At 70.1% G+C, this 24,486-nt stretch carries 22 protein-coding genes and 2 tRNA genes; 11 read left to right on the forward strand and 13 right to left on the reverse strand.

What is annotated here, in order from left to right:
• Nucleotides 1-253: 253 nt before the first annotated feature.
• The 4 genes from ACH4UK_RS17650 to ACH4UK_RS17665 all read left to right on the forward strand — a co-directional run bounded on the left by ACH4UK_RS17650 (nt 254) and on the right by ACH4UK_RS17665 (nt 3,032).
• Nucleotides 254-583 carry a hypothetical protein gene (locus ACH4UK_RS17650; protein ID WP_398357251.1) on the forward strand — a complete coding sequence of 110 codons (330 nt, stop codon included), beginning with the start codon at nt 254-256 and terminating at the stop codon, nt 581-583.
• 193 nt (nt 584-776) lie between these two features.
• A complete protein-coding gene (locus ACH4UK_RS17655) occupies nt 777-1,916 on the forward strand; it encodes a radical SAM protein (protein WP_398357253.1) in 1,140 nt (379 codons plus the stop codon).
• Entirely contained in the window at nt 1,913-2,077 is a 165-nt protein-coding gene (locus ACH4UK_RS17660) for a hypothetical protein (RefSeq protein ID WP_381738995.1), read from the forward strand. Before ACH4UK_RS17655 ends, ACH4UK_RS17660 begins: the two co-directional genes overlap by 4 nt.
• Nucleotides 2,078-2,165: 88 nt before the next feature.
• Nucleotides 2,166-3,032, forward strand: coding sequence for a GNAT family N-acetyltransferase (locus ACH4UK_RS17665; RefSeq protein WP_398357254.1), 867 nt, complete (start codon nt 2,166-2,168; stop codon nt 3,030-3,032).
• Nucleotides 3,033-3,117: 85 nt separating this feature from the next.
• Here ACH4UK_RS17665 and ACH4UK_RS17670 read toward each other — a convergent pair.
• Both ACH4UK_RS17670 and ACH4UK_RS17675 read right to left on the reverse strand, forming a co-directional pair.
• A tRNA-Arg gene (locus ACH4UK_RS17670) sits at nt 3,118-3,190 on the reverse strand.
• A 217-nt stretch (nt 3,191-3,407) separates the two neighbouring features.
• Nucleotides 3,408-3,498: transfer RNA gene (locus ACH4UK_RS17675), tRNA-Ser, on the reverse strand.
• Nucleotides 3,499-3,783: 285 nt separating this feature from the next.
• Between ACH4UK_RS17675 and ACH4UK_RS17680 the strand changes: the two genes are divergently transcribed.
• Both ACH4UK_RS17680 and ACH4UK_RS17685 read left to right on the forward strand, forming a co-directional pair.
• Entirely contained in the window at nt 3,784-4,353 is a 570-nt protein-coding gene (locus tag ACH4UK_RS17680; protein WP_398357256.1) for an SSI family serine proteinase inhibitor, read from the forward strand.
• Nucleotides 4,354-4,657: 304 nt separating this feature from the next.
• Nucleotides 4,658-8,818, forward strand: coding sequence for a PAS domain-containing protein (locus tag ACH4UK_RS17685; protein WP_398357258.1), 4,161 nt, complete (start codon nt 4,658-4,660; stop codon nt 8,816-8,818).
• A gap of 156 nt (nt 8,819-8,974) precedes the next feature.
• On the opposite strand, the gene ACH4UK_RS17690 is transcribed toward ACH4UK_RS17685, so the two are convergent.
• From ACH4UK_RS17690 to ACH4UK_RS17725, 8 genes are all read right to left on the reverse strand, one after another.
• Nucleotides 8,975-10,627: a long-chain fatty acid--CoA ligase gene (locus ACH4UK_RS17690; protein WP_398357260.1), complete on the reverse strand. Its 1,653-nt coding sequence runs from the start codon at nt 10,625-10,627 to the stop codon at nt 8,975-8,977.
• Nucleotides 10,628-10,761: 134 nt separating this feature from the next.
• The gene (locus ACH4UK_RS17695) at nt 10,762-11,325 is read right to left on the reverse strand and encodes a SigE family RNA polymerase sigma factor (protein WP_398357262.1); all 564 of its coding nucleotides are present in this window, start codon (nt 11,323-11,325) and stop codon (nt 10,762-10,764) included.
• A gap of 170 nt (nt 11,326-11,495) precedes the next feature.
• Nucleotides 11,496-12,662 carry a lipid-transfer protein gene (locus ACH4UK_RS17700; protein ID WP_398357264.1) on the reverse strand — a complete coding sequence of 389 codons (1,167 nt, stop codon included), beginning with the start codon at nt 12,660-12,662 and terminating at the stop codon, nt 11,496-11,498.
• On the reverse strand, nt 12,659-13,177 hold the full coding sequence (locus tag ACH4UK_RS17705) for a MaoC family dehydratase (RefSeq protein WP_398357266.1): 519 nt from the start codon (nt 13,175-13,177) through the stop codon (nt 12,659-12,661). The genes ACH4UK_RS17700 and ACH4UK_RS17705 overlap by 4 nt, the downstream gene beginning before the upstream one ends.
• Complete coding sequence (locus ACH4UK_RS17710; protein ID WP_398357268.1) at nt 13,174-14,217, reverse strand: acyl-CoA dehydrogenase family protein; 1,044 nt, start codon at nt 14,215-14,217, stop codon at nt 13,174-13,176. The genes ACH4UK_RS17705 and ACH4UK_RS17710 overlap by 4 nt, the downstream gene beginning before the upstream one ends.
• Before the next feature lies 1 nt (nt 14,218).
• Complete coding sequence (locus ACH4UK_RS17715) at nt 14,219-15,337, reverse strand: bifunctional MaoC family dehydratase N-terminal/OB-fold nucleic acid binding domain-containing protein (RefSeq protein ID WP_398357270.1); 1,119 nt, start codon at nt 15,335-15,337, stop codon at nt 14,219-14,221.
• Nucleotides 15,334-16,518, reverse strand: coding sequence for an acyl-CoA dehydrogenase family protein (locus ACH4UK_RS17720; RefSeq protein WP_398357272.1), 1,185 nt, complete (start codon nt 16,516-16,518; stop codon nt 15,334-15,336). The genes ACH4UK_RS17715 and ACH4UK_RS17720 overlap by 4 nt, the downstream gene beginning before the upstream one ends.
• A 229-nt stretch (nt 16,519-16,747) precedes the next feature.
• On the reverse strand, nt 16,748-17,062 hold the full coding sequence (locus ACH4UK_RS17725) for a hypothetical protein (RefSeq protein ID WP_398357273.1): 315 nt from the start codon (nt 17,060-17,062) through the stop codon (nt 16,748-16,750).
• Between the two features lie 336 nt (nt 17,063-17,398).
• On the opposite strand from ACH4UK_RS17725, the gene ACH4UK_RS17730 reads away from it, so the two are divergent.
• Entirely contained in the window at nt 17,399-18,439 is a 1,041-nt protein-coding gene (locus ACH4UK_RS17730; protein ID WP_398357275.1) for a bifunctional DNA primase/polymerase, read from the forward strand.
• A gap of 248 nt (nt 18,440-18,687) precedes the next feature.
• Here ACH4UK_RS17730 and ACH4UK_RS17735 read toward each other — a convergent pair whose 3' ends face one another.
• Nucleotides 18,688-19,092 carry a hypothetical protein gene (locus tag ACH4UK_RS17735; RefSeq protein ID WP_398357277.1) on the reverse strand — a complete coding sequence of 135 codons (405 nt, stop codon included), beginning with the start codon at nt 19,090-19,092 and terminating at the stop codon, nt 18,688-18,690.
• 132 nt (nt 19,093-19,224) lie between these two features.
• Between ACH4UK_RS17735 and ACH4UK_RS17740 the strand changes: the two genes are divergently transcribed.
• From ACH4UK_RS17740 to ACH4UK_RS17755, 4 genes are all read left to right on the forward strand, one after another.
• Complete coding sequence (locus ACH4UK_RS17740; protein ID WP_398357279.1) at nt 19,225-19,665, forward strand: hypothetical protein; 441 nt, start codon at nt 19,225-19,227, stop codon at nt 19,663-19,665.
• A 598-nt stretch (nt 19,666-20,263) separates the two neighbouring features.
• Nucleotides 20,264-21,418, forward strand: coding sequence for a PIN domain-containing protein (locus ACH4UK_RS17745; protein ID WP_218525585.1), 1,155 nt, complete (start codon nt 20,264-20,266; stop codon nt 21,416-21,418).
• A 185-nt stretch (nt 21,419-21,603) separates the two neighbouring features.
• Entirely contained in the window at nt 21,604-22,071 is a 468-nt protein-coding gene (locus ACH4UK_RS17750; RefSeq protein WP_218525586.1) for a GntR family transcriptional regulator, read from the forward strand.
• 11 nt (nt 22,072-22,082) lie between these two features.
• Nucleotides 22,083-22,640, forward strand: a complete 558-nt coding sequence (locus ACH4UK_RS17755) for an HD domain-containing protein (protein WP_218526524.1) — start codon at nt 22,083-22,085, stop codon at nt 22,638-22,640.
• Here the strand turns inward: ACH4UK_RS17755 and ACH4UK_RS17760 are convergent.
• Nucleotides 22,628-23,101 (reverse strand): NUDIX domain-containing protein, encoded by a 474-nt coding sequence (locus ACH4UK_RS17760; RefSeq protein WP_398357281.1) that lies wholly within the window; start codon nt 23,099-23,101, stop codon nt 22,628-22,630. The genes ACH4UK_RS17755 and ACH4UK_RS17760 overlap by 13 nt on opposite strands.
• 2 nt (nt 23,102-23,103) lie before the next feature.
• On the reverse strand, nt 23,104-23,862 hold the full coding sequence (locus ACH4UK_RS17765; RefSeq protein WP_218525588.1) for a helix-turn-helix domain-containing protein: 759 nt from the start codon (nt 23,860-23,862) through the stop codon (nt 23,104-23,106).
• Nucleotides 23,863-24,486: the final 624 nt, after the last annotated feature.

The raw sequence follows: 24,486 nt of genomic DNA on the forward strand, positions 1-24,486 counted from the left end.
GGTAATCCGCTTGGCCTTTCTGGCCGGGCCCGCGCATCGCGATGCTCCTGGCCATGACGAACGGACATGATGACGTACGGATGACGTTGCGAGTCTCCCGCGACTCCGGCCAGACGTGGGGGCCTCTCACGGAGGTACGCGTGGGAGAGGACCGGGTGGTTCCGGAGAATCCGGGCCGCTACCCGCCGTGCGTCTGCCCCCGGTGCTCGCAGCTGGAACGGAATGCCGTCGCGTCGTTCCGGATGGTGTCGTGATGCGGTGCGTGCACTGGTGCCGGGTGCCGGTCGACCTGGCACGGGAGGCACGGGAGAAGTCGGCCGCCACGTACATCGACAGGGCGGCACAGTGCCAGCTGTCCGCGCACGATGAGGGTGAGCACTTCGGTCTCCTCACCGACGCCTGCGCGTACGGGACCGCACTCTGGCTTCGCTGGCACGAGCTGACCGAGACGGAACTTGTCGTACTGCCGGACTGCCCGGTGGCCGCCCCGGGGCCCGACGGGGACGGCTGCTGTCTGTTCACCGACCACGCCCAGCAGCACACCTGGGAAGACGCCCGGGAGGCGGTCTCGTGCACCAACTGATCGCGAGCCCGCACAAGACCCGGCACCCTCGCTCGCCTCGCAACGAACAGTGCGGGGACTGCGGCGGCAGCGGCGGCAACCCGTCCGGAAAGACCTGCGGTACCTGTAGCGGCCTGGGCGAGATCCACTGCCGCGCCGGCCACCAGGAGTCCCGTGTGCTGTACCGCTCCGTGATCCGGAAGGAGGGCCGCTGATGGCCCACGCTCTGATCGCCTCCCCGTTCCTCGACGGACACCTTCTCCTCAAGCAGGGAGCGAGGGCCGGCGCCCGCATCTCCGCCGACCACTTCGAGGGCTTGCGCCTGGCCGCCACCGACGGTGAGTCGCTTCCCGCCTGGGCGGTGCAGACCGCCGCCGACGTATGGGGCCTGGACCTGGGTGGCCAGACCGCGCAGGGCACCGTGCTCGTGCGCGAGCCATCCCCGTACGGCTACTGCCGGGCGTCCTGGGAGATCAACCTCGGCTGCAACTTCGGCTGCAAGCACTGCTACCTCGGCGAGCGCCCCTTCTCCGGGCTCGGCTGGGAGAACAAGGTGCGCCTGCTGGACATCATGCGCGAGGCCGGTGTCCTCTGGCTCCAGATCACCGGCGGCGAGCCAACCATGGACCCCCACTTCCAGGACGCCTACCGGTACGCCTGGCAGGCCGGGATGATGCTCACCATCTCCACCAACGGCTCGCTGCTCTGGCGGCCGGACCTCCTCCAGCTCTTCCGTGACTGCCCGCCCTACCGGCTGGTGGTCAGCATGTACGGGGCGAGCGAGGAGTCCTTCGACACGCTCACCCAGCGCCGTGGGGCATGGAAGGCGTTCCGGCGCGGCATGGACGCCGCACGTGAGGCTGGCCTGCCGCTGCGCATCAACGTCGTGGTGACCGAGGACAACGCCTCCGAGGCCGAAGCGATGGCCGCCCTCGCCGACGAGTGGAACGTCGAGAACCACGCGTACACGAACATGACGCCCACGATCTACGGCGGTGGTGAGCCGCTGCTCGCCCAGTCCGCCGCTCACCTGCGGCAGCGCAAGCCGTTCGCCGGCTGCAACGCGGGACACACCTTCTTCCACGCCGACCCGCACGCCAAGGTGTCGATCTGCAAGGTCGGCCGCGACGACCAGATCGACCTGATGGCCGAGGGCATCGACGGCCTCACCCGACTCGGCGCCATCGCCGACCGCCTCATGCTTCGCACCGGTGGGTGCGAGGGCTGCGCCCTGTCCGGCACCTGCCGGGTCTGCCGCCCCCTGGCCAAGCACTACCAGGAGGCCAAGGCGCCGCTGCACAGCTACTGCCAGCACGGAGACAACCAGCACGGAGACAAGGAGACCGCCTCATGACCCCGCCCGTACCGGTGACCATCCTCCCCGGCCCGCCCGCCTCAGCCCGCCGCGCCGCGCCACCCGTCGCGACCGCGTCGATCACCACCGTCCAGGACCTCGACGTGATCGTGGAGAGCGCGGAATGCTCCTGCGACGCCGGGGACGACAACCCCCACTGACCGACACGATCCGGTCAACTCCGTTCAGGCCCCGGCGTACTCGCGGCGGGGCCTGAGCCCTGCCCGTCCCAGCGCTAGGGTGCCGCTCATGTTCTTCCGCTGGGACTGGCTCCGGCCCCAACTGTCCGCACCGATCGTGCCGACCCTCGGTCCCGTCCATCCCGACACCCTGACCGTCGGCATCTTCGAGGACATCCTGAGAGCAGCCGAAACCGGGGACTTCCTGCGCTACGACAAGGACCGGCGCTGGGGCGGCGAGAAGGACGAGAGAGTCCTCCGCGAGGACGTCGTCCACCAGCGCGAGCACACCCTCATCCCCACCCTGACCCGGCGCGGACGCGGCACTGTGAAGGTCTTCGCCTACGGGCTCCGCGACACCGTCGTGGACCAGGCCGGCGAGCTGGCTGCCAAGGTCGCCGCCCGGCACGGCGTGGTCGACGCCAGGGTCGTTCGTCCTCTCGGTCCCGAGACCGCACAGCCTCGCGGCACCCGCATCCAGCTGAAGGACTTCTCCGCCGGATCCTGCCCCGCTCCCGACGGTCCGGTCGGCCCTGTCACCGACTGGCCGACCGGGGTACAGGAGACGTTCGCGCCCTTCGCCAAGGCCATGGCTGCGGAGGGCCTGGCCTTCCTCCACTCCCGAATGCAGGCCGGCCGCTGCGGTCCCGTTCTCGCCGCCACGGTCGCCGACCGCGTCGTGGGCGTGATCGGCCCCATGGAAGTCCGCCCCGACGCGATCAGGCGTCCTCAGCTCATGCCCCAGTACTTCGCCGTCCTGCCCCATGCCCGCGGCCAAGGCCTGGGCAGGCTCCTGTGGAGGGCCGCGATGCACTGGGGTCAACGCCACGGTGCCGCCTACCAACTGCTCCAGACCGAGGTCGGCGGCCCCTCCGACAAGCTGTGCCTGTCCGAGGGGCTGATCTCCCTCGGCTTCAGCCGTACGACTCACGTGTAGCCGCTGACGCTGTTGCTGTATTCCGCAGCAGTACGCCTCAACGCGAGAGGCCCCCGGATGTTCTCCGGGGGCCTCTGGCCTGCTGTGCACTCGGCAGGATTCGAACCTGCAACCTTCTGATCCGTAGTCAGATGCTCTATCCGTTAAGCTACGAGTGCTTGGCGTTCCGGGCTTTTTCTCCCCGGTCGGCGTTGCGAGAACAACATTACATGACCTGCGCCGTGACGCGAAATCCATTAGCCGCACCGCTGCTGAGCTGCGAAAACAGCCTCATGAGGCACCTCCCAGCCACCCCCTGGAACCGGCCCCTGCGCGCCCTTCCCCGCCCGGAACGCCCGAAGCCCCGTGCCAGGGGCACGGGGCTTCGGGACGGAGCGGAGGCGGAGGGATTTGAACCCTCGATGGGCTTTAAGACCCAAACCGCATTAGCAGTGCGGCGCCATAGACCGGACTAGGCGACGCCTCCACACACTTCGCGCGAACGCGAGTGGTGCGTGCAGATGATGACACAGACGAGCGTCCCGTCACCAATCGCTGCCAACGTTACTAGGCCCCCGGGGGCCTAGGCAAAGCAGTTCGGCGTGGTGGCGCAACGTCCGGGCGTGGCGCGCGTTAGAGAGGGGTGGGGACCGCGGTCTCCGTCAGTCGTCGTCGCCAGTCAGCCGTCCGTCAGCCGTCGTGCCGGGGCGGGCCAGTGTTCGTCCGTGGCCGCCCGTGGCCGATCGTGCTGCAGAGATCCTGGAGCTTCCGCATGCTGCGCCGTCTCGCCCTCACCGCCGTCGTCTCGCTCGCCGCGCTCGCCACCGCCGTGCCGGCCTCGACCGCCTCCGGACCCGTGTCCTCGGGGCCCGTGCCCGCCGCCCAGCCCACCTCCGGGCCGTTCGCCGCCGCCCGGCCCTCCCTCGGCCCGCTGCCCCTGCCCCTCCCGCTGCCCGGATTCCTCGACGGCGGGGACGGTACGGGGACGGGTGAGGCCGACGCCGTGCCGACCCGGCTCACCGTGAGCGTGGAGAACACCGGGGTCGCCGGGGCCGACGGCACGTTCGAGCTCGAGTGCGGGCCCACCGGGGGCAGCCACCCGCAGGGGCAGGCCGCCTGTGACCGGCTGGCAGAGGCCGGAGCCACCCGGGCCGGGCGGCAGGAGCTGTTCCGGCCGACCCCCGAGGGCACGATGTGCACGATGATCCACGGCGGCGACGCCACCGCTCGCATCGTGGGCACCTGGGAGGGCCGGGCCGTGGACACCACCGCGAGCCGCCGCGACGGATGCGAGATCGCGCGCTGGAACAGCCTCGTGCCGGTGCTCCCGGATGTCCGATAGCCCCATCGGCAGCGGCGTAAAGACGTTCGCCTCCGGCGGGACTCCCAGCGCGCCGAGGGACCTCGGGAGGCCCTGAGGGCACGGGCCGCACCCTGCGTCCGCGCACGTCACAGGGTGCGCGGACGCTCACGTCATAGGCCCGCGGCGTACACCGCGCGCACAGAACCTTGGTGAGAGCTCCCCCTCATCCGCCGCCCCCGGGGCCTCCCCTGCCCTTAGACTCCTCCAGTGACAGTCTGCGGCCCGAGGGGCAAGATGGGGCCCGCTGTCGGCAAGGTGCGGTAATCAGGGAGGAAGCGTCGTCGTGAGCAGCAGGCCATCCCGAGGCACTGCTCGCCTCGCAGCCATACTCGATGCCCTTCCTGACGGGCTTCTGCTCGTCAATTGCAACGGCACGGTCGTCAACGCCAACGCGATCGCCCTGGAGATGTTCGAGACCCCGGGCACCGCGCTCGTCGGTCGCGGGCTGCTCGATCTGCTGCCGGAGTTCGACTCCAAGCTGATCCCGGGATCGATGCGCCGGCCCGAGGCTGCGGACGAGCAGGGCAGGACCAAGCCGACGCGGATGATCGCGCGGCGCACCGACCGCAACGAGTACCCGGTCGAGGTCACCAGCGCGAGCCTCGACAGCGGGCAGGCCGCGTACAACGACATCCACTCCAGTTACACCGGCGACGAGCTCCTCATGATCGTCGTACGGGATCTCTCCGGCACCGTCGACACCGAGGCCGAGCTGGCCCGTTCGCAGCGCCAGACCGAGATGATCCTGCGGGCCGCATCCGAAGGCGTCGTCGGCACGGACACCGACGGGCGCGTCGTCCTCGTCAACCCCGCCGCCGCACAGATCCTCGGCTTCCGGGCCAGCGACCTCGGCGGCCAGGAGCTGCACCCGCTGATCCTGCACTCGCGGGCGGAGGGCGAGCCGTTCCCGTACGAGGACTCCCCGCTCGCCGACACCCTCAAGTCGGGGCGCAAGCACCGGGTGCGCGGGCAGGTGCTGTGGTCCAAGAGCGGCGCGCAGGTGCCGGTGGACCTGACGACCGCACCGGTACGGGACGGGGACCAGCTCGTCGGCGCGGTGATGACGTTCACCGACCGCCGCCCGTACGAGGAGCTGTCCGCCCAGCACACGAGCGTCGTCGCCGAACTGACCACGAGCCACTCCGCCGAGGTCACCGCGCTCAAGGAAGCGCACGCCGCCGAACTGGCCGCGCTGAAGGAGGCGCAGGCCGCCGAGCTCGCCGACCGGACCGAGCGGTACGCCGCCGAGGTCGAGGGGCAGGCCGAGCTGCTCGCTTCCCTGGGCGCCCAGCACTCCCAGCTCACCGCCGTCCTCGGCGGTTCGCTGCGCGGGCCCCTGGAGCAGCTGCGCGGCGAGCTGTCCACGCTCGCCGCCGACCCGGCCGGGCAGCTGTGGCCGGAGGCCAACCAGATCCTGCACCATCTCGCCGCCGGGTACGCCCGGATGACCACGCTCGTCGACAACGTGCTGGGCTACCAGCGCCTCGACGCGGGGGTGGAGGGGCTGCAGAAGGCCCCGGCACTGGTGGACGGCATCGTGACGAGCGGGATCGACGGGGCGGTCGAGCTGATCGGCCCCGGGCGCGCCCAGTTCGCGGTGCACGCCCCGCCGATCGAGGCCGAGGTCGACGCGCGCCGTCTGGCGACCGCCCTCGCCCATCTCGTCGCGGACGTCGCCGGCGTCGACTCGACCGGCAAGACCCGGGCCGTTCCCGGGGGCGGCTATGTCGACTCCACCGTCGTCGTGGCCGCCGCCCAGCGCGGTGACGTCGTACGGATCGAGGTGCGCGGCCCGTTCGCCGGGGGCGACCCCGTGCACGAGCCGATCGTGCGCGGCATCGTCCAGGCTCACGGCGGGGTCCTCCAGACGCACGAGATGCCGGGGATGAGCGGCAGCGCGTACGTGCTCGACGTGCCCATCGGCGCGGCTGCGGGCACGATCACGCCCCCGGAGGCGGGCGGCGACGCCCTGCTGCCCGAGCCTGCTCCCTCCGCGTCCTCGTCGCCCGAGGGCCTCGGAGCGCCGGGCGTCACCAGCGGTGGGCGGCGACGGGCGCGCAGGTCCTCCACCGACGCGTTCCTGGACAGCCCCGGGGCGGCGTCGGAGAGCGCGGTCGACCGTCCGGCCGGGGCCCCGGCTCCCGACGACCGTCCGGCGGGCGAGCCGACCGGGCGGCGGCGGGCTCGCCGTGGAGCGGCCGCGCCCGAGGAGCAGCAGGCCGCCGAGCTGGTCCCCGCCCAGCAGGGCGAGGGTTCCGGGCGTCGGCGCGGCCGTCCCAGTCCCACCGAGGCGGCCCAGGACGCGGTTCCGAGAGACACCGGGAACAGCGTGCGGCAGCAGCAGCAGCCGCAACCACAGCGACAGGCTCTGGCCCTGACCTCCGCGCCTTCCGCGCCGTCCGAGGGGTCGGTCGTCACCGCGGCCGAGAATGCCCAGGGCGCCGGCGGTCGTCCGCAGCTCGGGCAGACCGTGCCGCCCCAGGGCGTCCCGGTGGACCCGCAGCAGACCGTTCCGCCGACCGGGCGGCGGGCCCGGCGGGAGGGCGGGAACCCCGCCATCGCCGCCCTCCCCGCCCTCCCGTCCGGCAACGGCGGCGATGGCGGGACCTCGGACCAGGACCCGTCCCAGCAGCCCGGGGGGCGGCGGGCCCGGCGTGCGCTGGCCGCCGCCCAGGAGCGCACCGCCGCCGAGGCCGGGCCGCGGACCGCCTTCGCCCTGCCGCCGGCCGACGCCGACCGGGCGCCGGTCGCCCCCGACGCCCCGGCGGGCCCCGGCGACGGGTCGAGCGCGCACCACGCGCGTACCGCACCGGAGGCCGGTCACACGCCTCCGCAGGCGCACCCCGTCGCCCCGGCGCAGGACGGCCCGCAGCGGGACGGGACCTCCGGGCAGGGAATCCCCGGGGGAACGTCCGGACAGGGCCTCCCCATCGGGCCCGAAGCACCGCACGCGCCCGGCCCGTACGACAACGGCGGCCTCCCGCAGGCCCCGGATCCGGCGAACGCCTCCTGGGGCGACGCCGGGCAGACCGCCCACACCACCGGCGTCGCGGCCGTCGCCGAACCGGCGGCGCACCCGGCCGACGGTGAAGCGGGCAGCCCGGCCCCCGACGCACGGCGGCAGCCGCTGCCCGCCGAGGAGCCGATGGCGGACGGCAATCCCGACTCGACGCAGGGGAGGGCCTTCAGCGTGCGGACGCTGGGCCAGGGCGTGCCCTTCGCCCAGCACCTCGCGCATCAGCAGAACCAGCCGCATCAGAGCCTCGGCGGGGCCGGCCGGCGTCGCAAGCTCGCCGCCCCGCCGGAGGGCGACCGCGCCCCGGCCCGGACCGCCGGCGGCCCGCAGGCCACGCCCCAGCAGGACCGGCCGGCCCGGCCCGCACAGGGGACGAGCCCCGTGCCGGCGCCGACTCCCGCTTCCGCTTCCGCGCCCGGAGCACCGCACCACCAGACCCCGTCGCAGCCCCTGTCGCACGGTCCGGCGCAGGACCTCGGCCAGCCTGGTCAGCCGAGCCAACCGGGCCAGCCGGGTCAGAGCGGCCCCGGCCCCGGTGCCGCCTACGGCGAGGGGCAACTGCTCGCGCCGCCCGTCGCGGAGGGGCGCGCTTATGCCATAGGCGCGCCCGACGAGGGGGCCGAGGGTCCCGAGCCGCTGGACGGCCCCGGCGGCGCGGTCGAGGTCGCCAACCGGCCGCACCCGCACCCGGTCGACGACGAGCTGCCGCCCGAGCCGCTGGACAACCCGCGCCGGCTGCTGGTCTGGCCCGCTCCCGACATGCCGACCCAGCAGGCGCTCAGCGACCGCGGCTACCGTCCGGTGATCGTGAACTCCCGCGAGGAGGTCGACGCCCAGATCGCCGCGTTCCCCGCCGCGCTCTTCGTCGATCCGCTGACCGGGCCCATCACCCGTACCGCGTTGCAGTCGCTGCGCCAGGCGGCCGTGGCGGCCGAGGTCCCGGTGCTGGTCACCGCCGGTCTGGGGCAGGCGACCCGGGAAGCGGCGTACGGGGCGGACCCGGCCGTCCTGCTCAAGGCGCTGGCCCCGCGCGACAGCGAACAGCATCCCTCGCGGGTACTCCTCATCGAGGAGCACGAGGAGATCGCGGTGGCGCTGACGCAGACCCTGGAGCGGCGCGGGATGCAGGTGGCGCGCGCCGCGACGGACAGCGAGGCCGTCGACCTGGCGGGCCGGATGCGGCCGAACCTGGTGGTGATGGACCTGATGCAGGTACGCCGCCGGCGCGCCGGGATCATCGACTGGCTGCGGGCGAACGGGCAGCTGAACCGCACTCCGCTGGTCGTCTACACCTCGGCCGGGCTGGACCAGGCGGAACTGCCGCGCCTTGGATCGGGTGAAACCGTTCTCTTCCTGGCGGAACGGTCGACCAGCGACGAGGTCCAGTCGCGGATCGTCGACCTGCTGGCGAAGATCGGCACCAACTGACCTCACACAGCAGGGCGGGGGCGGTACGGGATTCCCGTACCGCCCCCGCCCTGTTTCACGTGAAACCAGAGAAGGAACCAGAGGAAGAAGCGGAGGAAGAGGCGGAGGAAGAGGCGGAGGAGGCCCCGGAGGAGGAACCGGGGAAGAAACCGGGCCTCAGAGCTGGGTGACGTCCAGCTCGCCTTCCGCGTACTGCTTCCGGATCACCTTCTTGTCGAACTTGCCGACGCTCGTCTTCGGCACCGCGGGGATCACCGACCAGCGCTCCGGCAGCTGCCACTTGGCGATGCCCGACTCGGCGAGGAACGCCTTCAGCGCCTCGTAGTCGGTCCCGGTGACGCCCTCCTTGAGGACCACCGTCGCCAGCGGCCGCTCGCCCCACTTCTCGTCCGGTACGGCGACGACGGCCGCCTCCGCGACATCCGGGTGGGCCATGAGCGCGTTCTCCAGCTCGACGCTGGAGATCCACTCGCCGCCCGACTTGATGACGTCCTTGGCCCGGTCGGTGAGGGTGAGATAGCCGTCGGTGCTGATCACGCCGACGTCGCCGGTCTTCAACCAGCCGTCCGCGCTGAACTTGTCCTCGGGCCGCAGGTGCTCGCCGTCGGCCCCGCCGTAGTAGGCGGCGGCGATCCAGGCGCCCCGGACCTCCAGCTCACCGGCCGACTCGCCGTCCCACGGAAGGTGCTCGCCGGCGGGGCCGACCAGCCGCGCCTCGACCCCGGCCGGGAAGCGGCCCTGGGTGATGCGGTAGGGCCACTGCTCCTCGGCGCTCAGGCCGGCCGGCGGGTGGGCCATGGTGCCCAGCGGTGAGGTCTCCGTCATGCCCCAGGCGTGGCAGAGCCGGACGCCGAGCTTGTCGTACGCCTCCATCAGGGAGGGCGGACAGGCCGCGCCGCCGATGGTCACGTTCGCCATGGAGGTGAGGTCGCGCGGGTTGGCGGTGACCTCGGCGAGGAGGCCCTGCCAGATGGTGGGGACCGCGGCCGCGTGGGTCGGGCGCTCGCGTTCGATCATCTCGGCGAGCGGCGCGGGCTGCAGGAAGCGGTCCGGCATGAGCATGTTGACGCCGCTCATGAACGTGGCGTGCGGCAGGCCCCAGGCGTTCACATGGAACTGGGGCACGACGACGAGCGTGGTGTCCTTGTCGGTCAGCCCCATCGACTCGGACATGTTGACCTGCATGGAGTGCAGGTAGATCGAGCGGTGGGAGTAGACGACGCCCTTGGGGTCCCCGGTGGTGCCGGAGGTGTAACACATGGCGGCGGCCTGGCGTTCGTCCAGCTCCGGCCAGTCGAAGGTGGTGGGGCGGCCCGCGATCAGCTCCTCGTACTCGTGCACGCGCGGCGTGACCCCGGCGAGCGCCGAGCGGTCGCCGGGACCGGAGACGACCACGTGCTCGATGCCCGGCAGGTGGGGCAGGAGCGGCACGAGGAGCGGCAGCAGCGTGCCGTCCGCGATCACCACCTTGTCGTCCGCGTGGTTGACGATCCAGGCGAGCTGTTCGGGCGGCAGCCGGAGGTTGAGGGTGTGGAGCACCGCCCCCATGGAGGGAATGGCGAGGTAGGCCTCCACATGCGCCGCGTTGTTCCACATGAGCGTCGCGACCCGCTGGTCGCCGACGACGCCCAGCTCGTCGCGGAGCGCATGGGCCAGCCGGGTCGCGCGTTCGCCGATCTCGGCGAAGGTGCGTCGGTGCGGCTCGGGTTCGCCGGTCCAGGTCGTGACCTGCGACTTCCCATGGATCGTCATCCCGTGGTGCAGGATGCGGGTAACAGTCAGCGGTACGTCCTGCATGGTGCTCAGCACGGGCGTCCTCCCGGGGTGGCTACGCGGCAGTAAAGGTCCGCTGATTCTGCGCACATACCACGCGGTATGTCACTACTCGCGGGAAAAAATTCCGCTCCGGGGCCCCTGTGCCGGAGCGTGCCCAGTGATCCCGGTCAGCGGACCGGCGTCAGTTCCGGGTCCTCACGGAGCTTGCCGAGGGCGCGGGAGACGGCGCTCTTGACCGTACCGATGGACACTCCGAGCACCTCCGCCGTCTGGGCCTCGCTCAGGTCCTCGTAGTAGCGCAGCACGACCATGGCGCGCTGGCGGTCCGGAAGCTTGAGCACCGCGCGCCACATCGCGTCGTGCAGCGACTGCTGCTCGGCCGGGTCGGGCGCCGGGACGGTCTCGCGCTCGGGCAGCTCCTCGCAGGCGAACTCGTCGACCTTGCGCTTGCGCCACTGCGAGGTACGGGTGTTCAGCAGGGCCCGGCGGACGTAGCCGTCCAGCGCCCGGTGGTCCTCGATCCGCTCCCACGCCACGTACGTCTTGGCGAGCGCGGTCTGCAGCAGGTCCTCCGCGTCGCACGGGTTCGCGGTGAGCGAGCGCGCGGTACGCAGCAGGACCGGTCCACGGGCCCGAACGTACGAGGAGAACGACGCGTAGGGCGTGTGGGGGTGGCCGGCGGCGGTGGCAGAGGCCGCCCTGGAGGCGCCTGTGCAGACTGGCGTGGTCATGTACTCAACGCTAGGAGCGGGGGCCGCCGAGGGGATCGGCCCCAGGTCCCGAAGCGCCGTCCGCCTCAGGTTGTAGGGGGCCCGCACCGTGCACCTCCTGAAGGTGGACGGTCCTCCGCGCGGCCGTCAGGGTCCGCCCCCGGGTACCCCCGGGGCCCGGCCGTCGCCGCTCAGCCGTCCGCACCGAGGACCAGGCCCGACGTCGGGACGCCTGTACCGGCCGTGACCAGGGACCTTGCCGCTCCCGCCACCTGGTTCACCGAGGTGCCCCGGATCTGCCGGACGGCCTCCGCGATGCCGTTCATCCCATGGAGGTACGCCTCCCCCAGCTGACCCCCATGCGTGTTCAGGGGCAGCGCGTCCGCCGCGACGAACGCCCCGGCCTCACCAGGACCGCAGAAACCGAACTCCTCCAGCTGCATCAGGACGAAGGGGGTGAAGTGGTCGTACAGGATGCCCACGTCGATATCGGCCGGGGACAGTCCGGAGCTGCGCCAGAGCTGCCGGGCGACCACGGCCGTCTCCGGCAGGCCCGTCAGCCCGTCCCGGTAGAAGCTCGTCATCTGCTCCTGCGACCGGCCCGCGCCCTGGGCCGCCGCGACGACGACCGCGGGCGGCCGGGGCAGGTCGCGGGCGCGCTCCACACTGGTGACGACGAGGGCCTGACCGCCGTCCGTCTCCTGGCAGCAGTCCAGCAGCCGCAGCGGCTCCACGATCCAGCGGGAGGCGGCGTGGTCGGCGAGTGTGATCGGCTTCCCGTGGAAGTACGCCGCCGGGTTCCGCGCCGCGTGCCGCCGGTCGACGACCGCCACCTGCCCGAAGACCTCCGGGTCGAGGCCGTACGCGTGCAGATAGCGCTGGGCCGCCATCGCCACCCAGGAGGCCGGGGTGAGCAGCCCGAACGGCAGGTTCCAGCCGAGCGCAGCGCCCTCGGCGGTGGGCTCGCGCTGCTGGACACCGGAGCCGAAGCGGCGGCCGGAGCGCTCGTTGAAGGCCCGGTAGCAGACGACGACGTCCGCGATCCCGCTCGCCACCGCGAGAGCGGCCTGCTGCACAGTGGCGCAGGCCGCGCCGCCGCCGTAGTGGATCCGGGAGAAGAACGACAGCTCGCCGATCCCTGCCGCCTGGGCCACGGTGATCTCGGGGCTGGTGTCCATGGTGAAGGTGACGAGACCGTCCACGTCAGCGGGCGTGAGGCCCGCGTCGTCGAGCGCGGCGCGGACGGCCTCGACGGCCAGCTTCAGCTCGCTGCGGCCGGAGTTCTTGGAGAACTCGGTGGCCCCGATGCCGACGATCGCCGCTTTCCCGCCGAGCGAGTCGGCTCTGCGGATGCTCATGTTCCGGCCCCTTGCGTGTCCGTGGCCGTGCCTGTGCCTGTGCCGATGTCCGTCTCCGTGTCCGTCTCCGTGTCCGTGTCCGTGTCCGTCTCCGTCTCCGTGTCCGGAAGGGCCACGGTGACCGTGCCGGTGACGTGCCGCCCGATGCCGTTGTCGCCGGTGACCGAGACCTCCGCGAGAACGGGCGCCTCGCCGGTGAGCCCCATGACACGGCCGGTCAACCGCATGACGTCACCGGGGTAGTTGGGAGCGCCGAGGCGGATCGCGACCTTGCGGAGGACCGCGGTGGGGCCGAAGTGGTCGGTGATGTAGCGGCCGACGAGCCCGTTGGTGGTGAGGATGTTCATGAAGATGTCGGGGGAGCCCTTCTCCCGGGCCAGGTCCGCGTCGTGGTGCACGTCCTGGTAGTCGCGCGACGCGATGGCCCCGGCGACGATGAGGGTCCGGGTCAGTGGGATCTCCAGCGGCGGCAGCTCGTCGCCGACGCGGTGGGTCCTGCCGTGCTCGCCGCTCATGCCTTCCCCTCCCCCGGGCCGTCCGCGAGCAACAGCCCCAGCTCCTCCAGGACTTCGCTGCCGCAGCCGAGATACGCGTCGAGCTGACGGCCCCAGAGGAAGTGCCGGTGGACCGGGTGGTCGAGGTCGGCGCCGGTGCCGCCGTGCAGATGCTGGCCCGCGTGGACGACCCGCTTGCCCGCCTCCGAGGCCCACCAGGCGGCGGTCAGCGCCGCCGCCCCGTGGTCCCGCCCGTCGTCCCGCCGCCAGGCCGCTTCGTACGCGGTGACCCGGATCGCCTCGGTGTCCATGTGGGCGTCGGCGGCGCGGAGGAGGACGCCCTGGTTGGTGGAGAGCGGACGCCCGAACTGCTCACGGGTGACGGTGTGGTGGACGGCCCGCGCGAGCGAGCCGGCGCACACCCCGGCCTGGAGCCCCGCGAACGCGGTACGGGCCGTGGCGAGGACGGCCGCGTACGCCCCCGGCCCGTCACCGAGACGCTCCCCGCGTACGCCGTCCAGGACGAGCCGCCCCGCCGACCAGGGCGCGGTCGTCTCCACCGGCACCACGTCGACGCCGGGCGCGCCCGCCTCGACGATCCACAGGCCGCGCCCGGCGTCCGCCACCAGCACCTGGGTGGCGTCGCGCAGCCAGGGCGCCCAGGGCACGGCCCCGTACAGCGCACCGCCCGAAGCGTGTACGCCACCCCGCGCGGGGAACGCGCCCGTCGCCACCGCCGTACCGTCGCGCAGACCGGGCAGCAGGCGTTGGCGCTGCTCCGCCGTGCCGTGGTCGGCGACCGCGAGCAGCCCGTACACACAGGTCGCCGCGAACGGGACCTGGGCGGTGGTGCGGCCCTGTTCCTCCAGGAGCAGGACCAGGCCGAGCAGCCCGACCTCCTCGACCGCGCCGGGCAGCCCCGCCGCGCACAGCTCCTTCCACAGCTCCGCGTCCGTACCCGTACCGGCCGCCGCCAGCCGCTCGTGCGTGGACAGGTCGCCGAAGATCCGCGCGGCCAGACCCTGCGCCGCGGACTGCTCCTCGCTCGGGGTGAAGTCCATCTCAACCGCCCTCCTCGACCGTCCCGGCCCACCCGTTCCCGTCCGCCCGGAAGACCGGTAGTTCCAGGTCGGGGTCCGTACGCAGGAACTCCAGCCGTACGGGCATGCCGACGCGGACCTTGTCGTGCGGCACACCGATCACATTGCTGACGATGCGGACGCCCTCGGCCAGTTCGACCAGCGCGACGGCGTACGGTCCGCCGTCGCCGGAGGCGCTGAAGGCGGGGAACGGCGGGTGGTGCATCACGACATGACTGAAGACCGTGCCCACCCCGCCCGCCTCGACCGTGTCCCATTCCGCGCAACCGCAGGCGTTGCAGCCGGGCAGCCAGGGCAGGCGCAGGGCCGAACAGTCCGTGCAGCGCTGGATCAGGAGCCGGTGCTCGGCGACGCCGGCCCAGAAACCGGCGTTGTCCCGGTTGATCACGGGCCGGGGGCGGCGGGGCGGTTCCTGCGCCGCTGCCCGTCTCCGCGGCGCGGGGCGGTACTTGAGGATCCGGAAGCGGTGCGTCCCGGCCGGTTCGCCGCCGGCGCGGACGTCCGTGCGGGTCGTGACGAAGTAGCCGGTGCCGAGTTTGGTCGTCTTGCGCGGAGAGACTGACTCGATGACCGTGTCGAAGGTGATCCGGTCGCCGGGGCGCAGTGGCCGCAGATACTCCTGCTCGCAGTCGGTCGCGACGACGGAGGTGTACCCGGCGCCGTCGAGCAGGGCGAACATCGCGTCGTACGCCGCGGAGCGACCCGTGGCGACGGTGGTGTCGGTGCGGTCCGTGCTGGCCCCGGCGTCGGTGCGGTCCCTGCCGGTCGTACGGCCCGTGGCGTCCGTGGTGCCCGGCGCGTCCGTGGTCGCCGGCGCATCCGTGTGGCCGGACAGTCCGCCCATCGTCCACGCCTGGAGCATCGTCGGCGGAGCGACGGCGTCCGGGCCCCGGTAGGCGGCCGAGGTGTCGCCCATCGCCTCGCACCAGTGCCGGATCATCGGCGCGTTGACCGGATCCTTGCCCCTGCCGGCGGTGGCGGCGTACCGGCCCTCGTACGCGGTGAGCTGCGCGTACAACTGATCCGGGCCGCCGCCTTCCTGCCCACCATGTCCCTGCCCTTCGCGTTCCTGTCCGGTCATCGCTTGCTCCGGGTCATCCCGAGCCGCGCCGTCGCGACGATCTCGCGCTGCACCTCGCCGACGCCGCCCCCGAAGGTGTTGATCTGGGCCGCCCGGTTCATCCGCTCCAGCTCGCCGCCGGGCCCGAAGCAGCCGGGAGAACCGGCGCGGAGCAGAGCGGTGTCGCCGATGGCCTCCTGGCACATCCGGTAGACCTCGACGGCGCTCTCGGTGCCCGCGAACTTCACACCGCTGGCCTCTCCGGGGGCCGGTGCGCCGGCCCCGACGGCATCGATCAGCCGCCAGTTCAGCAGGCGCGTCGCCGCGAGCCGGGCGTACGCCTCCGCGAGCCGGGCGCGCACCCATGGCTCGTCGATCCGGCGGCGCCCGGTGAGGGGGTCGGGGGTGCGGGCATGGGCGAGGGCCTCCTCGTAGAAGTCCTCGGCCTGCATGCCGATCGCGGCCAGGGCGACGCGTTCGTGGTTGAGCTGGCTGGTGATCAGCTTCCAGCCCTGGTTCTCCGCGCCGACGAGGTTCGTGGCGGGGACGCGTACGCCGTCGTAGTAGGTGGCGGTCGTGGTCAGCCCGCCCACCGTGTCGATCGGCGTCCAGGAGAATCCGGGGGAGTCCGTGGGCACCAGGATGATCGAGATGCCGCGATGCTTGGGGGCCTCGGGATCCGTACGGCAGGCGAGCCAGATCCAGTCCGCCTGCTGGGCGTTGCTGGTGAAGATCTTCTGGCCGTCGATGACCCAGTCGTCGCCGTCCCGCACGGCGCGGGTCCGCAGCGCCGCCAGGTCCGTACCGGCTTCGGGCTCGCTGTAGCCGATCGCGAAGACGAGGTCGCCGCGGAGGATGCGGGGCAGGAAGTACGCCTTCTGCTCCTCGGTCCCGTACGCCATCAGGGTCGGGCCAACGGTGTTGAGCGTGACCATGGAGACCGGAGCGCCCGCCCGGTAGGCCTCGTCGAAGAAGACGAACTGCTCGTCGGGGCCCCGGCCCCGGCCGCCGTACTCCTCGGGCCAGCCGAGACCGAGCAGACCGTCGGCGCCGATCCGGCGGAGCAGCCGCCGCTGCTCGCCCGCGTCCTGCCCGGCGTCCCCGCCGCTGCGGCCGTCCGCCGCATCGGGCGTCAGCGCACGGAAGTACGAACGGAGTTCGGCACGGAGCCGCTGCTGGCGTTCCGTCGGAGCGAGATGCACGGGAGGGGCCTCCAGAGCTGTGGACGCGGAACGCCGAAGCGCTCCCGGCCGGCCTTCCGTCGACCGACGACCCACGCTCCAACATTTCTGACTGTCCGTCAGATACAGGGCTCCTGTCAAGACGACGACAGCCCGCACGAGGACACCGAAGTGCCGTCGCGCGGGCTGCCGTTCAGTACGTCGGGACCCACCCCCGGGAGGTCCCGACGACCGCGTCACCTGGGGGTGATCACCAGAAGAAGGGCGTGAAGTTCACCGCGACGCTGTGGTCCGACTGGTCGATCGGCACGAAGGCCGAGTTGCTCACCTGGGCGGACGTGTTCTGGTTCGACGCGCCGGTACCGACGGCCTGCTGCTGGGTCGTGGACGAATTGCCGGAGTTGTTGCCGCCGACACCGCTGCCGCCGACCGTCGCCACAGCCGCGTTCGATCCGTCGTTCGCGAAGGAGCCGTTGTCCGCCATGGCCACCCCTCCGCAGAGCGCGATGGTCAGGGGCAGCGCGGCGACAGCGGCGAGGGCGCGAGCGGTACGGATACTTGCCATGTCATTTCCTCCAGGAAACGGAATTGCGGCTTCATATTCGGCTGGTTCCGGGGGAGTTGGCCGACCGCCCCGGTGCTGTTCACAACGTCGCGAGACCAGAATTGCCCAGCACATCCCCGGCGAACCCCTCATCACCTCCCGATTCCCTCTCACGTATGACGAAGAGCGGATAAACCTCCCATGCCAGAGGAAAGCCCAGATCTGCGGGACCAACCCGACAATCCGTTGGCACGCCCGGGAAGAAGCGTTCCGCCACGCACCCCCTCCCGGACGCCCCACCCCCGCCCTCCACCTCTCCCTCTTCCTTTATTCGAACGAGTGTACGAACATAGCTGTATGGCCACCATCGACCGGCAGACCCCCACCCTGGCCCTCGCCCATGCCCTCGCCGCCGCCGGACGCGGGCTCCCCGTCTTCCCTCTCTCCGCCACCAAGCTCCCCGCGCTGCGCTCGCCGCACCGTGGCGAGCAGCCACCGACGCACTGCCGGGGAGCGTGCGGGCTGCCGGGCCACGGGGTGCACGACGCCACCACCGACCCCGCGGCCGTCCGGGCCCTCTTCGCCGCCGCACCCCGGGCCACCGGCTACGGCATCGCCTGCGGACGCGCCCCGCACCGCCTCATCGGCATCGACCTGGACGTCGACCCCGCGTACGGCAGCGATGCGGCGGGCGCGCTCCGGCAGCTGGCCCTCCAGCACCTGTTCACCATCCCGCCGACGGTCACGGTGCTCACCCCGAGCGGCGGCCGCCACCTCTGGCTGACCGGCCCCGCCGATGCGACGGTCCCCAACTCCGCCGGCCGCCTCGCCCCGGGCATCGACATCCGCGGCAGCGGCGGCTATCTGGTCGGCCCCGGCTCGGTCACCGCCCACGGCCGCTACCGCCTGGCCCCCGGCACCGCCCATCTCACCCCGGCCCCCTGCCCCCGCGCCCTGCTCCGCCTGCTGTCACCGCAACCCGGCCGGGGCATCGGGGCACCGTTCACCGCCTCCGGCACGGGCACGGGCACGGGCACGGGCACGACCAACGGACCCGGCACGGCTTCCGCCTCCGGTACGGGTTCCGGCTCCGCCCCCTCCCCCGGCACGGGAACCGCCTCCTCCTCCCCCTCCTCCGTCACGGGCTCCGGCGCACCGGCCCGTCGCGGGGAGGGCCTGATCCAGTTCGTCCTGGCCGCGCACGAGGGCCAGCGCAACACCCGCCTGTTCTGGGCGGCCTGCCGCGCGTACGAACACGGCTTCGGCGACGCCCTGGCGGACGCGCTCACCGCCGCCGCCGTCCGCACCGGACTGCCCGAACACGAAGCCCGCGCCGCCATCGCCTCGGCGGCCCGGCTGACCTCGGGGCGGGGCGAGGAGACGGGCGGCGCGGCCTGACGGAGCTCTCGCCGCGAGAGGGCCCAGCGGTTCCCGCCCACTGCCGACTCCAGGCAGGAAGCAGCGCTCGTCCAGGGCGTTCCCCTGACAGGGTCGGCCTCACGATCAGCGGCGGCACGTTCCTGACCCTGTTCGGCACGATGGCTGCCGGGAACGCGACGACATCGGCGGTGCGTTGCACCTCCCGGCCCCGGCATGATCATGAGCGGGTCCCGAACGGTACGCGGGCGACGCCGGCTACCGGGGCCCTACCTGACGGACCCCGAGGGCGGCCGCCCCGCCTCCACGTCCACACGGGCCAGCTCGGCGTCGTAGAGAACGGCATCGAAGTGGAACTCCGGCGGAGCGGTCTCCCCGTACGGAGCCTGCCAGTCGGCCCACCGCACGATGCCCCCAAGACGCTGAACGACCACGGACAGGAACCCGCAACAGTCCCCCGCACACTCCGGCTCGCCCAGGTCGACCCGCCGCGGCTCCCCCGTGGCCCGCAGCGGACCGAGGCCCCCGGCCGGCAGCGCATCGGCGGTGAACAGCCCCCGTCCCTCCACGCCGGCCGCCGCCTCCACCACGTCCTCGCCATTGACCCGGAACCGCAGATGGGCCCCGAACCGGGGCCCCGACGGCTGCACGCTGATCTCCAGACGATCGACCATGCCGGCCACGATACGGCGGACTGCCGAGGGACGACCTCCCCCTCGGCGCGTGACCGCCGGCGCCATGACCCGACGGTCCGCGCACCCGAAAAAGGGGTGCGGCCGACGCGCGGCCTGCGGCGATACTCCGGCATGAGCAGAATCGCGCAGGTCATCGTCCTGGCGACGTACGCGGACGAGGTCATGGAACCCCTGACCCGCCCCGACGAGTCGCGCAGCTGGCAGGGTCACTTCGAACCCCTCAACCTGTTCGTCGGCGGATGGGTCATCGAGTTCAACCGGGTGGCACCGCGCTCCGGACTCCTCGGACACCTCGCATCGCTGCCCTGGCCGAACCCGGAACAGGTACAGGTCCTGATCCATGACGAGGAGGACGACTGCTTCGGGCTGTGGATGATCCACGACGGCCGCCTGACCGAGGTGCCCCTCCCGCACACCCAGCGCTTCCACTCACCGGCTCCCCCCACCGAGGAGTTCGCACCGAACCCGGGCTACCTCTGGCGAACGGACACGGGCAGCAGTGTGCCCGCGGGCCTCTCCCCGGAGCGCCAGGATCCGCGCCCGGCCTGGTAACCCCGGGGCCCGCGACCACCGACGGATGGAGCCCACGCGAACGGCCCCCGACCGATTCACCTGGTCAGGGGCCGTTCATCTGCGGTGGGTGTGGGATTTGAACCCACGGTGACATCGCTGCCACGACGGTTTTCAAGACCGTTCAGCAGGAGCCGCCACCATGATGTTGACCTGCAACGACTCTTGAGGCACCACTCAGCACGTCTGCTCTGGCCCGCATATGGCCCATGCCGTACCCCCTACTGCCTCTACACCACACTCTCCAGCCGTGCGCTCAGAAGTTGCCCAGCGGTTCAATGGCCAGCAGGGAGGAATCACGAGTAGCAGCGGCCTGTGGCAGTGGCCAGCGCACACGCTTGACACCAGCACAACAGGCGCTCACCAACAGTTTTGGCATCTGGTACGCCACCCAAGGAGAATGTTCTATCCGATTCTGTTGGCAGACTTACATCCTCATCACCACGGAGATACCATAGCCCTCCAGAGATAGGAGCAATTAATGTCAGCCCCAAGTTCCAGTTCATTCACGCACGGGTACGAAGAATTCTGGAGAAAGCCGCAAAAGTTCGTAGATTCGGCTATCAAAACCAGCACGATCGTGCTAGACACCAATGCAATCCTAAATCTTTATCGAATGAAAAAGTCAGCACGTAATGAATACCTTCAAGTATTGCAGAAGATCGAAGCCAGAGTCTGGATCCCGAGGCAAGTGGCCGACGAGTTCCACAAGAACAGGCTTTCTACGGTAGATTCGCACGTAAACTCACTTAAGGGGAAGTCCGAAACAGTTTCCGAATCTGCCGAATCCTTTAGATCGGCATTGCGCGACTTTTTTAAATTGCACTCGCTGGCAGACGGCAGATCGTCGGACTATCTGAAGCCGCTGAACGACTCTATCTCCGATATCGTAGGTTCCGTCAAAAGAGAAGTGGAAGAGTACGACCTGAAGGCGTCGGACCTACTTTCTGGCGATCCGGTCCTGGCGCGCCTTTCTTCTCTATTCGACGGAAAGGTTGGATTGGGCATCCCCGCAGAAGATCTCAAGGGCGCAGCAGCGGAGGCGCTGCGACGAGCGGAGGAGGAAATTCCCCCGGGATACAAGGACGCACAGAGCAAGGGCGAAAAGGGGGTAGGAGATTACTTCATTTGGCGGGAAGTTATTGATCACGCAAAAACAACCAAACGAGACATTCTTTTCGTTTCTACGGACATGAAAGACGATTGGGTTCGCAAGCAGTGCGGATTCTCCATTGGCCCCCGTCCCGAGCTTGTGCAAGAGATGCGCAATTTGGCCGGGGTCGCATACCATCACCTCCCCCTGGCAGTATTCCTCTCTCGGGCTGCCGATGTGCTCGAAGTGCAGGTAAGCCAGGACACAATTAACCAAGTAAAAGATAGATCAATCTCGACCGAGAAAAAAGACTTGAAAAAAGAGATCCGGAGATGGCAGGAAGTTTTTGATTCCAGCGAGAAGAAAATGATGGAGTTCCATTATGCAACCATCTCCCTTCGCGAAAAGATTTCTATGGCCGAGCGCGAGGCAGCCACAGCACGGCACAGAGTGAACCATATGCGGACTTCCCATCCGGACTCGAAAAATTTCATTGCCGAACTGGCAGCCGCAGAGGACAACCTGCGGCGAACCGTATCCGAATTTGAAGCAGCAAGGGATTCCCTAACCGCTGCCGAGCGAGAGAATGTCTTGATTGGGGAGCGCTTGAGAATGACACAGGAAAGGCTGGAATTCGGGTAAGCGCGAAGCTGAGATGCCACCCCATATCGACTCAAGTGAAGGTGCCTTTTGCTCTAAATTCGGTCGATTCGAGTCATACTCGCCTTCAAGCCCATCGGCATAGCCGTGTCCCGGCAGGTACGGGCGTACGTCGGAAGGAGCAGATGGCAGGCTTGAGGCACCTACGAAGAGAAGAGGGAAGACGCGTGTCGCAGCAGGCCAGCCCTCGCGGGACCTTCCTGAAGATCGCTCAAGTCGTGAAGGCTCGGATCGATGCCGACCCGACGATGACCGAGCTGCCAACGGCTGCGGACCTGATGGGCGAGTTCGGCGTTTCCCGAGGCGTAGCTCTTCGGGTCTTCGACGTCCTCCACGAGCAGGGCGTTGCTGAACGCGTCGCTGGCAGTCGCTTGCGAGTGGTGCGGCGCGGGGAAGCCGTCGACCGTCGGCCGTTGGCTGATCAGCTCATCGACGTGATCACGAATGACCAGCTCCCTGTGGGGGCACCCTTCCCAAGTGCGACCAACCTGTGTGCACGGTTCGGCGTCTCCCGACCCACCCTGGCCAAGGCGCTCAACAAGTTGGAAGCTTCTGGGCTTCTGTCGGCAGGCAAGCAGGGCAAGCCTCGCACCGTGCTGTCCCTGCCGAAGCGAGAGGAGAGTGCCAGCCCGTGAGCACCAAGGCAATGACCGACTGGGCATACCCCCTTGCCGCGTCGCTGCTCTCCGAGTCCTTGCCGCGTCGATGGGCGCACTCGCAGGGTGTGGCAGAGAGGGCCCGTGTGCTTGGTCCGATTCTCGGTTCAGACGCCGATCTCCTGGAAGCTGCAGCCGTGTTGCACGACATCGGTTATGCGCCCAGCCTCGCCAAGACCGGCTTTCACCCGCTCGACGGGGCCCGGTATCTACGGGATGTAGCTCGCGCTGACGAAAGGCTGGTGCGCCTAGTGGCTCATCACTCCTGCGCGTGGATGGAGGCGGAAGCCCGAGGTGTCCGGGACGAGTTGGAGGAGGAGTTCCCCCGGGAGGCGCCCCACCTGAGCGATGCTCTCTGCTTCTGCGACATGAACACCACGCCGGACGGCACCCCGACGAATCCGGTGGACCGGATCAACGAGATTGCTGGTCGCTACGGTCCGGAGAGCTTGATCGGGACGTTCATCCGGCGCGCCGAACCGGAGATCCTCGGCTGCACGGTGCGCGTCCTTGAGCGACTCGCCACCGCCAAGCGTCAGCCTACGTAGGGCGCAGCCCGCTCCCGATCCAAGGCATGCTCGATCCTGAGCCGCATGGTGGGGTGAATATCGAACTCCCGCAGGTCCGATGGGCTGACCCATCGGACCTGCGTCGTCTCGTCGCTCGTACGAACGTCGCCACCGACCGGGCGGGCGCGAAAGCAGATGCTGAACTGCTGACGTGCCTCACCGTCGTCGTACAGCATCACGTGCCCGGGGTCGGTGTAGATCCCAGACATGTCGACGACTTCGGCTTTGATGCCGGTCTCTTCCCGCACCTCGCGCACCACGGTGTCGCTGATGGACTCACCCACGTCGTGCCCTCCGCCGGGCAGCGCCCAACGGCCGTTATCCGAACGCTGGATCAGCAGTACGTCGCCTGCGTCGTTCTGGACGAAGGCGACGACGGACGGCACGACCGAGTTGGCCGGCGGGGCGTCGGGGTCGTGAAGGTAGTCGATGCGTCCCATGTTCAAGCTCCCGTGATGTCGTGGTCCGAGACCGGGCGGGCACTGCCCCATGCCTGTTCGATGCTATTCGCGTAGGTGTCGAAGAGTCCGCCGCCGGGCAGCCGCCTCAGGTGCAGGACGGGCGCCATGTAGGCCCCGATTCCGTAGACGTGGGTGTTCACCAACATCTCGTCATCAGATCGGAAGAGGGAGTTGTAGAGCGTCCCGTCATGTAGGCGGAAGCCGATGTCCGGATGGCTGGCGAAGAGCGGACGGTAGTTCACCAGGGCGTTGCGGATCTTGCCGTCCATGATGCGGTGCCCTTCGTCTATTCCGCGCTGTCGCACCGCCTCACAGTCCGGATCCCCCAGCAGGATCCGCACCTGCGTGGCTCCTTCCGCCTTCCTCTTCAAGAGGTCATGAAACAAAGGGTCTTCCGAAAGCCAGAGCCCGGAGTACACGAGGACATCGACCCGGGACTCGGCTCGCTCGTAGATCTCGCGCCACAAGGTGTTCGGCACCTGGTGGCGGTGCGGGTAGATGGTGACGATCTCAGCCTTGCTCAGATCGGTTGAAGTAGCGACAGCGCGCGAGTCATCCCACAGTGTCGTCACATCGACGTTGAGCTTCGCGGCCGTGGCGTACTGATGCCGCCTGTACGGGATCTTTCCCTGCGTAATCCAGCGTTCGACCGTCTTCGGGTTGACCTCGATCGAGTCGGCAAGTTCCTGGATGGTCATGCCCTGTGCCAGCAGGGCCGACCGTAAACGCTCGTTGGACATCTCAACCCCCGTGGGACGTCTTGGGACCTCTCGAAGGTAGCCAGATGAACTTCAGCTGTCCACGGGAGGGGTAAACAACGCCCCTGGCCTGGGCAGATGCTGATGGTGCGCCAGGAGGTCGAGGCGCGAATCAAGAAGTCACCACCGCTTCGCTTGACAGAACCTCCATGCAGAACCTGTAATACAGGTACCGCATCAGCCGTCAGGCGGAAGCGCAGAAGGGGCCCTTCTTTGGGCTGCTTCGACCTGCACGAGTGCAGAGGGCGGGGACGCTGCAATCCCGCTAAAGGCCAGGTAGGACGCAATGGGCTTCGGCCCGACTGGCGAGGTGGCCCGGCGACCGCGAGCAACGGCCGGAGAGTGGGGACGTGGTCCCCCTTGCAGTGCGTATCCCCTGTTCAGCGGCGTGAAGGAGTCATCAAGTGAGGCAGTTACATACCCGGGCGCTCCCGTGACAGACCGGTAGGGCAGCGCCGCTTCACCTCTCGCTCGTCAGAGCTTCCGGGCTCTGTGGGCGGCCGGTCATCTTCCACCGATTCGCGGCGGCTATCGCCGCGCCGGTTGCCTCCTCTGCCCGTCCGGCCCGCCTTCGTGGCGGCGACCGTACGGGCGGGGTTGAGGGGA

This window comes from Streptomyces sp. NPDC020884 (assembly GCF_044333935.1).
Classification (GTDB): domain Bacteria; phylum Actinomycetota; class Actinomycetes; order Streptomycetales; family Streptomycetaceae; genus Streptomyces.

Coding starts and splice junctions, on each gene's coding strand:
- ACH4UK_RS17710 (WP_398357268.1), bottom strand. CDS start 14,217: ATGGACTTCACCCCGAGCGAGGAGCAGTCCGCGGCGCAGGGTCTGGCC.
- ACH4UK_RS17705 (WP_398357266.1), bottom strand. CDS start 13,177: ATGAGCGGCGAGCACGGCAGGACCCACCGCGTCGGCGACGAGCTGCCG.
- ACH4UK_RS17725 (WP_398357273.1), bottom strand. CDS start 17,062: ATGGCAAGTATCCGTACCGCTCGCGCCCTCGCCGCTGTCGCCGCGCTG.
- ACH4UK_RS17700 (WP_398357264.1), bottom strand. CDS start 12,662: ATGAGCATCCGCAGAGCCGACTCGCTCGGCGGGAAAGCGGCGATCGTC.
- ACH4UK_RS17755 (WP_218526524.1), top strand. CDS start 22,083: ATGACCGACTGGGCATACCCCCTTGCCGCGTCGCTGCTCTCCGAGTCC.
- ACH4UK_RS17760 (WP_398357281.1), bottom strand. CDS start 23,101: ATGGGACGCATCGACTACCTTCACGACCCCGACGCCCCGCCGGCCAAC.
- ACH4UK_RS17715 (WP_398357270.1), bottom strand. CDS start 15,337: ATGACCGGACAGGAACGCGAAGGGCAGGGACATGGTGGGCAGGAAGGC.
- ACH4UK_RS17765 (WP_218525588.1), bottom strand. CDS start 23,862: ATGTCCAACGAGCGTTTACGGTCGGCCCTGCTGGCACAGGGCATGACC.
- ACH4UK_RS17665 (WP_398357254.1), top strand. CDS start 2,166: ATGTTCTTCCGCTGGGACTGGCTCCGGCCCCAACTGTCCGCACCGATC.
- ACH4UK_RS17650 (WP_398357251.1), top strand. CDS start 254: ATGCGGTGCGTGCACTGGTGCCGGGTGCCGGTCGACCTGGCACGGGAG.
- ACH4UK_RS17660 (WP_381738995.1), top strand. CDS start 1,913: ATGACCCCGCCCGTACCGGTGACCATCCTCCCCGGCCCGCCCGCCTCA.
- ACH4UK_RS17735 (WP_398357277.1), bottom strand. CDS start 19,092: ATGGTCGATCGTCTGGAGATCAGCGTGCAGCCGTCGGGGCCCCGGTTC.
- ACH4UK_RS17680 (WP_398357256.1), top strand. CDS start 3,784: ATGCTGCGCCGTCTCGCCCTCACCGCCGTCGTCTCGCTCGCCGCGCTC.
- ACH4UK_RS17695 (WP_398357262.1), bottom strand. CDS start 11,325: ATGACCACGCCAGTCTGCACAGGCGCCTCCAGGGCGGCCTCTGCCACC.
- ACH4UK_RS17730 (WP_398357275.1), top strand. CDS start 17,399: ATGGCCACCATCGACCGGCAGACCCCCACCCTGGCCCTCGCCCATGCC.
- ACH4UK_RS17655 (WP_398357253.1), top strand. CDS start 777: ATGGCCCACGCTCTGATCGCCTCCCCGTTCCTCGACGGACACCTTCTC.
- ACH4UK_RS17740 (WP_398357279.1), top strand. CDS start 19,225: ATGAGCAGAATCGCGCAGGTCATCGTCCTGGCGACGTACGCGGACGAG.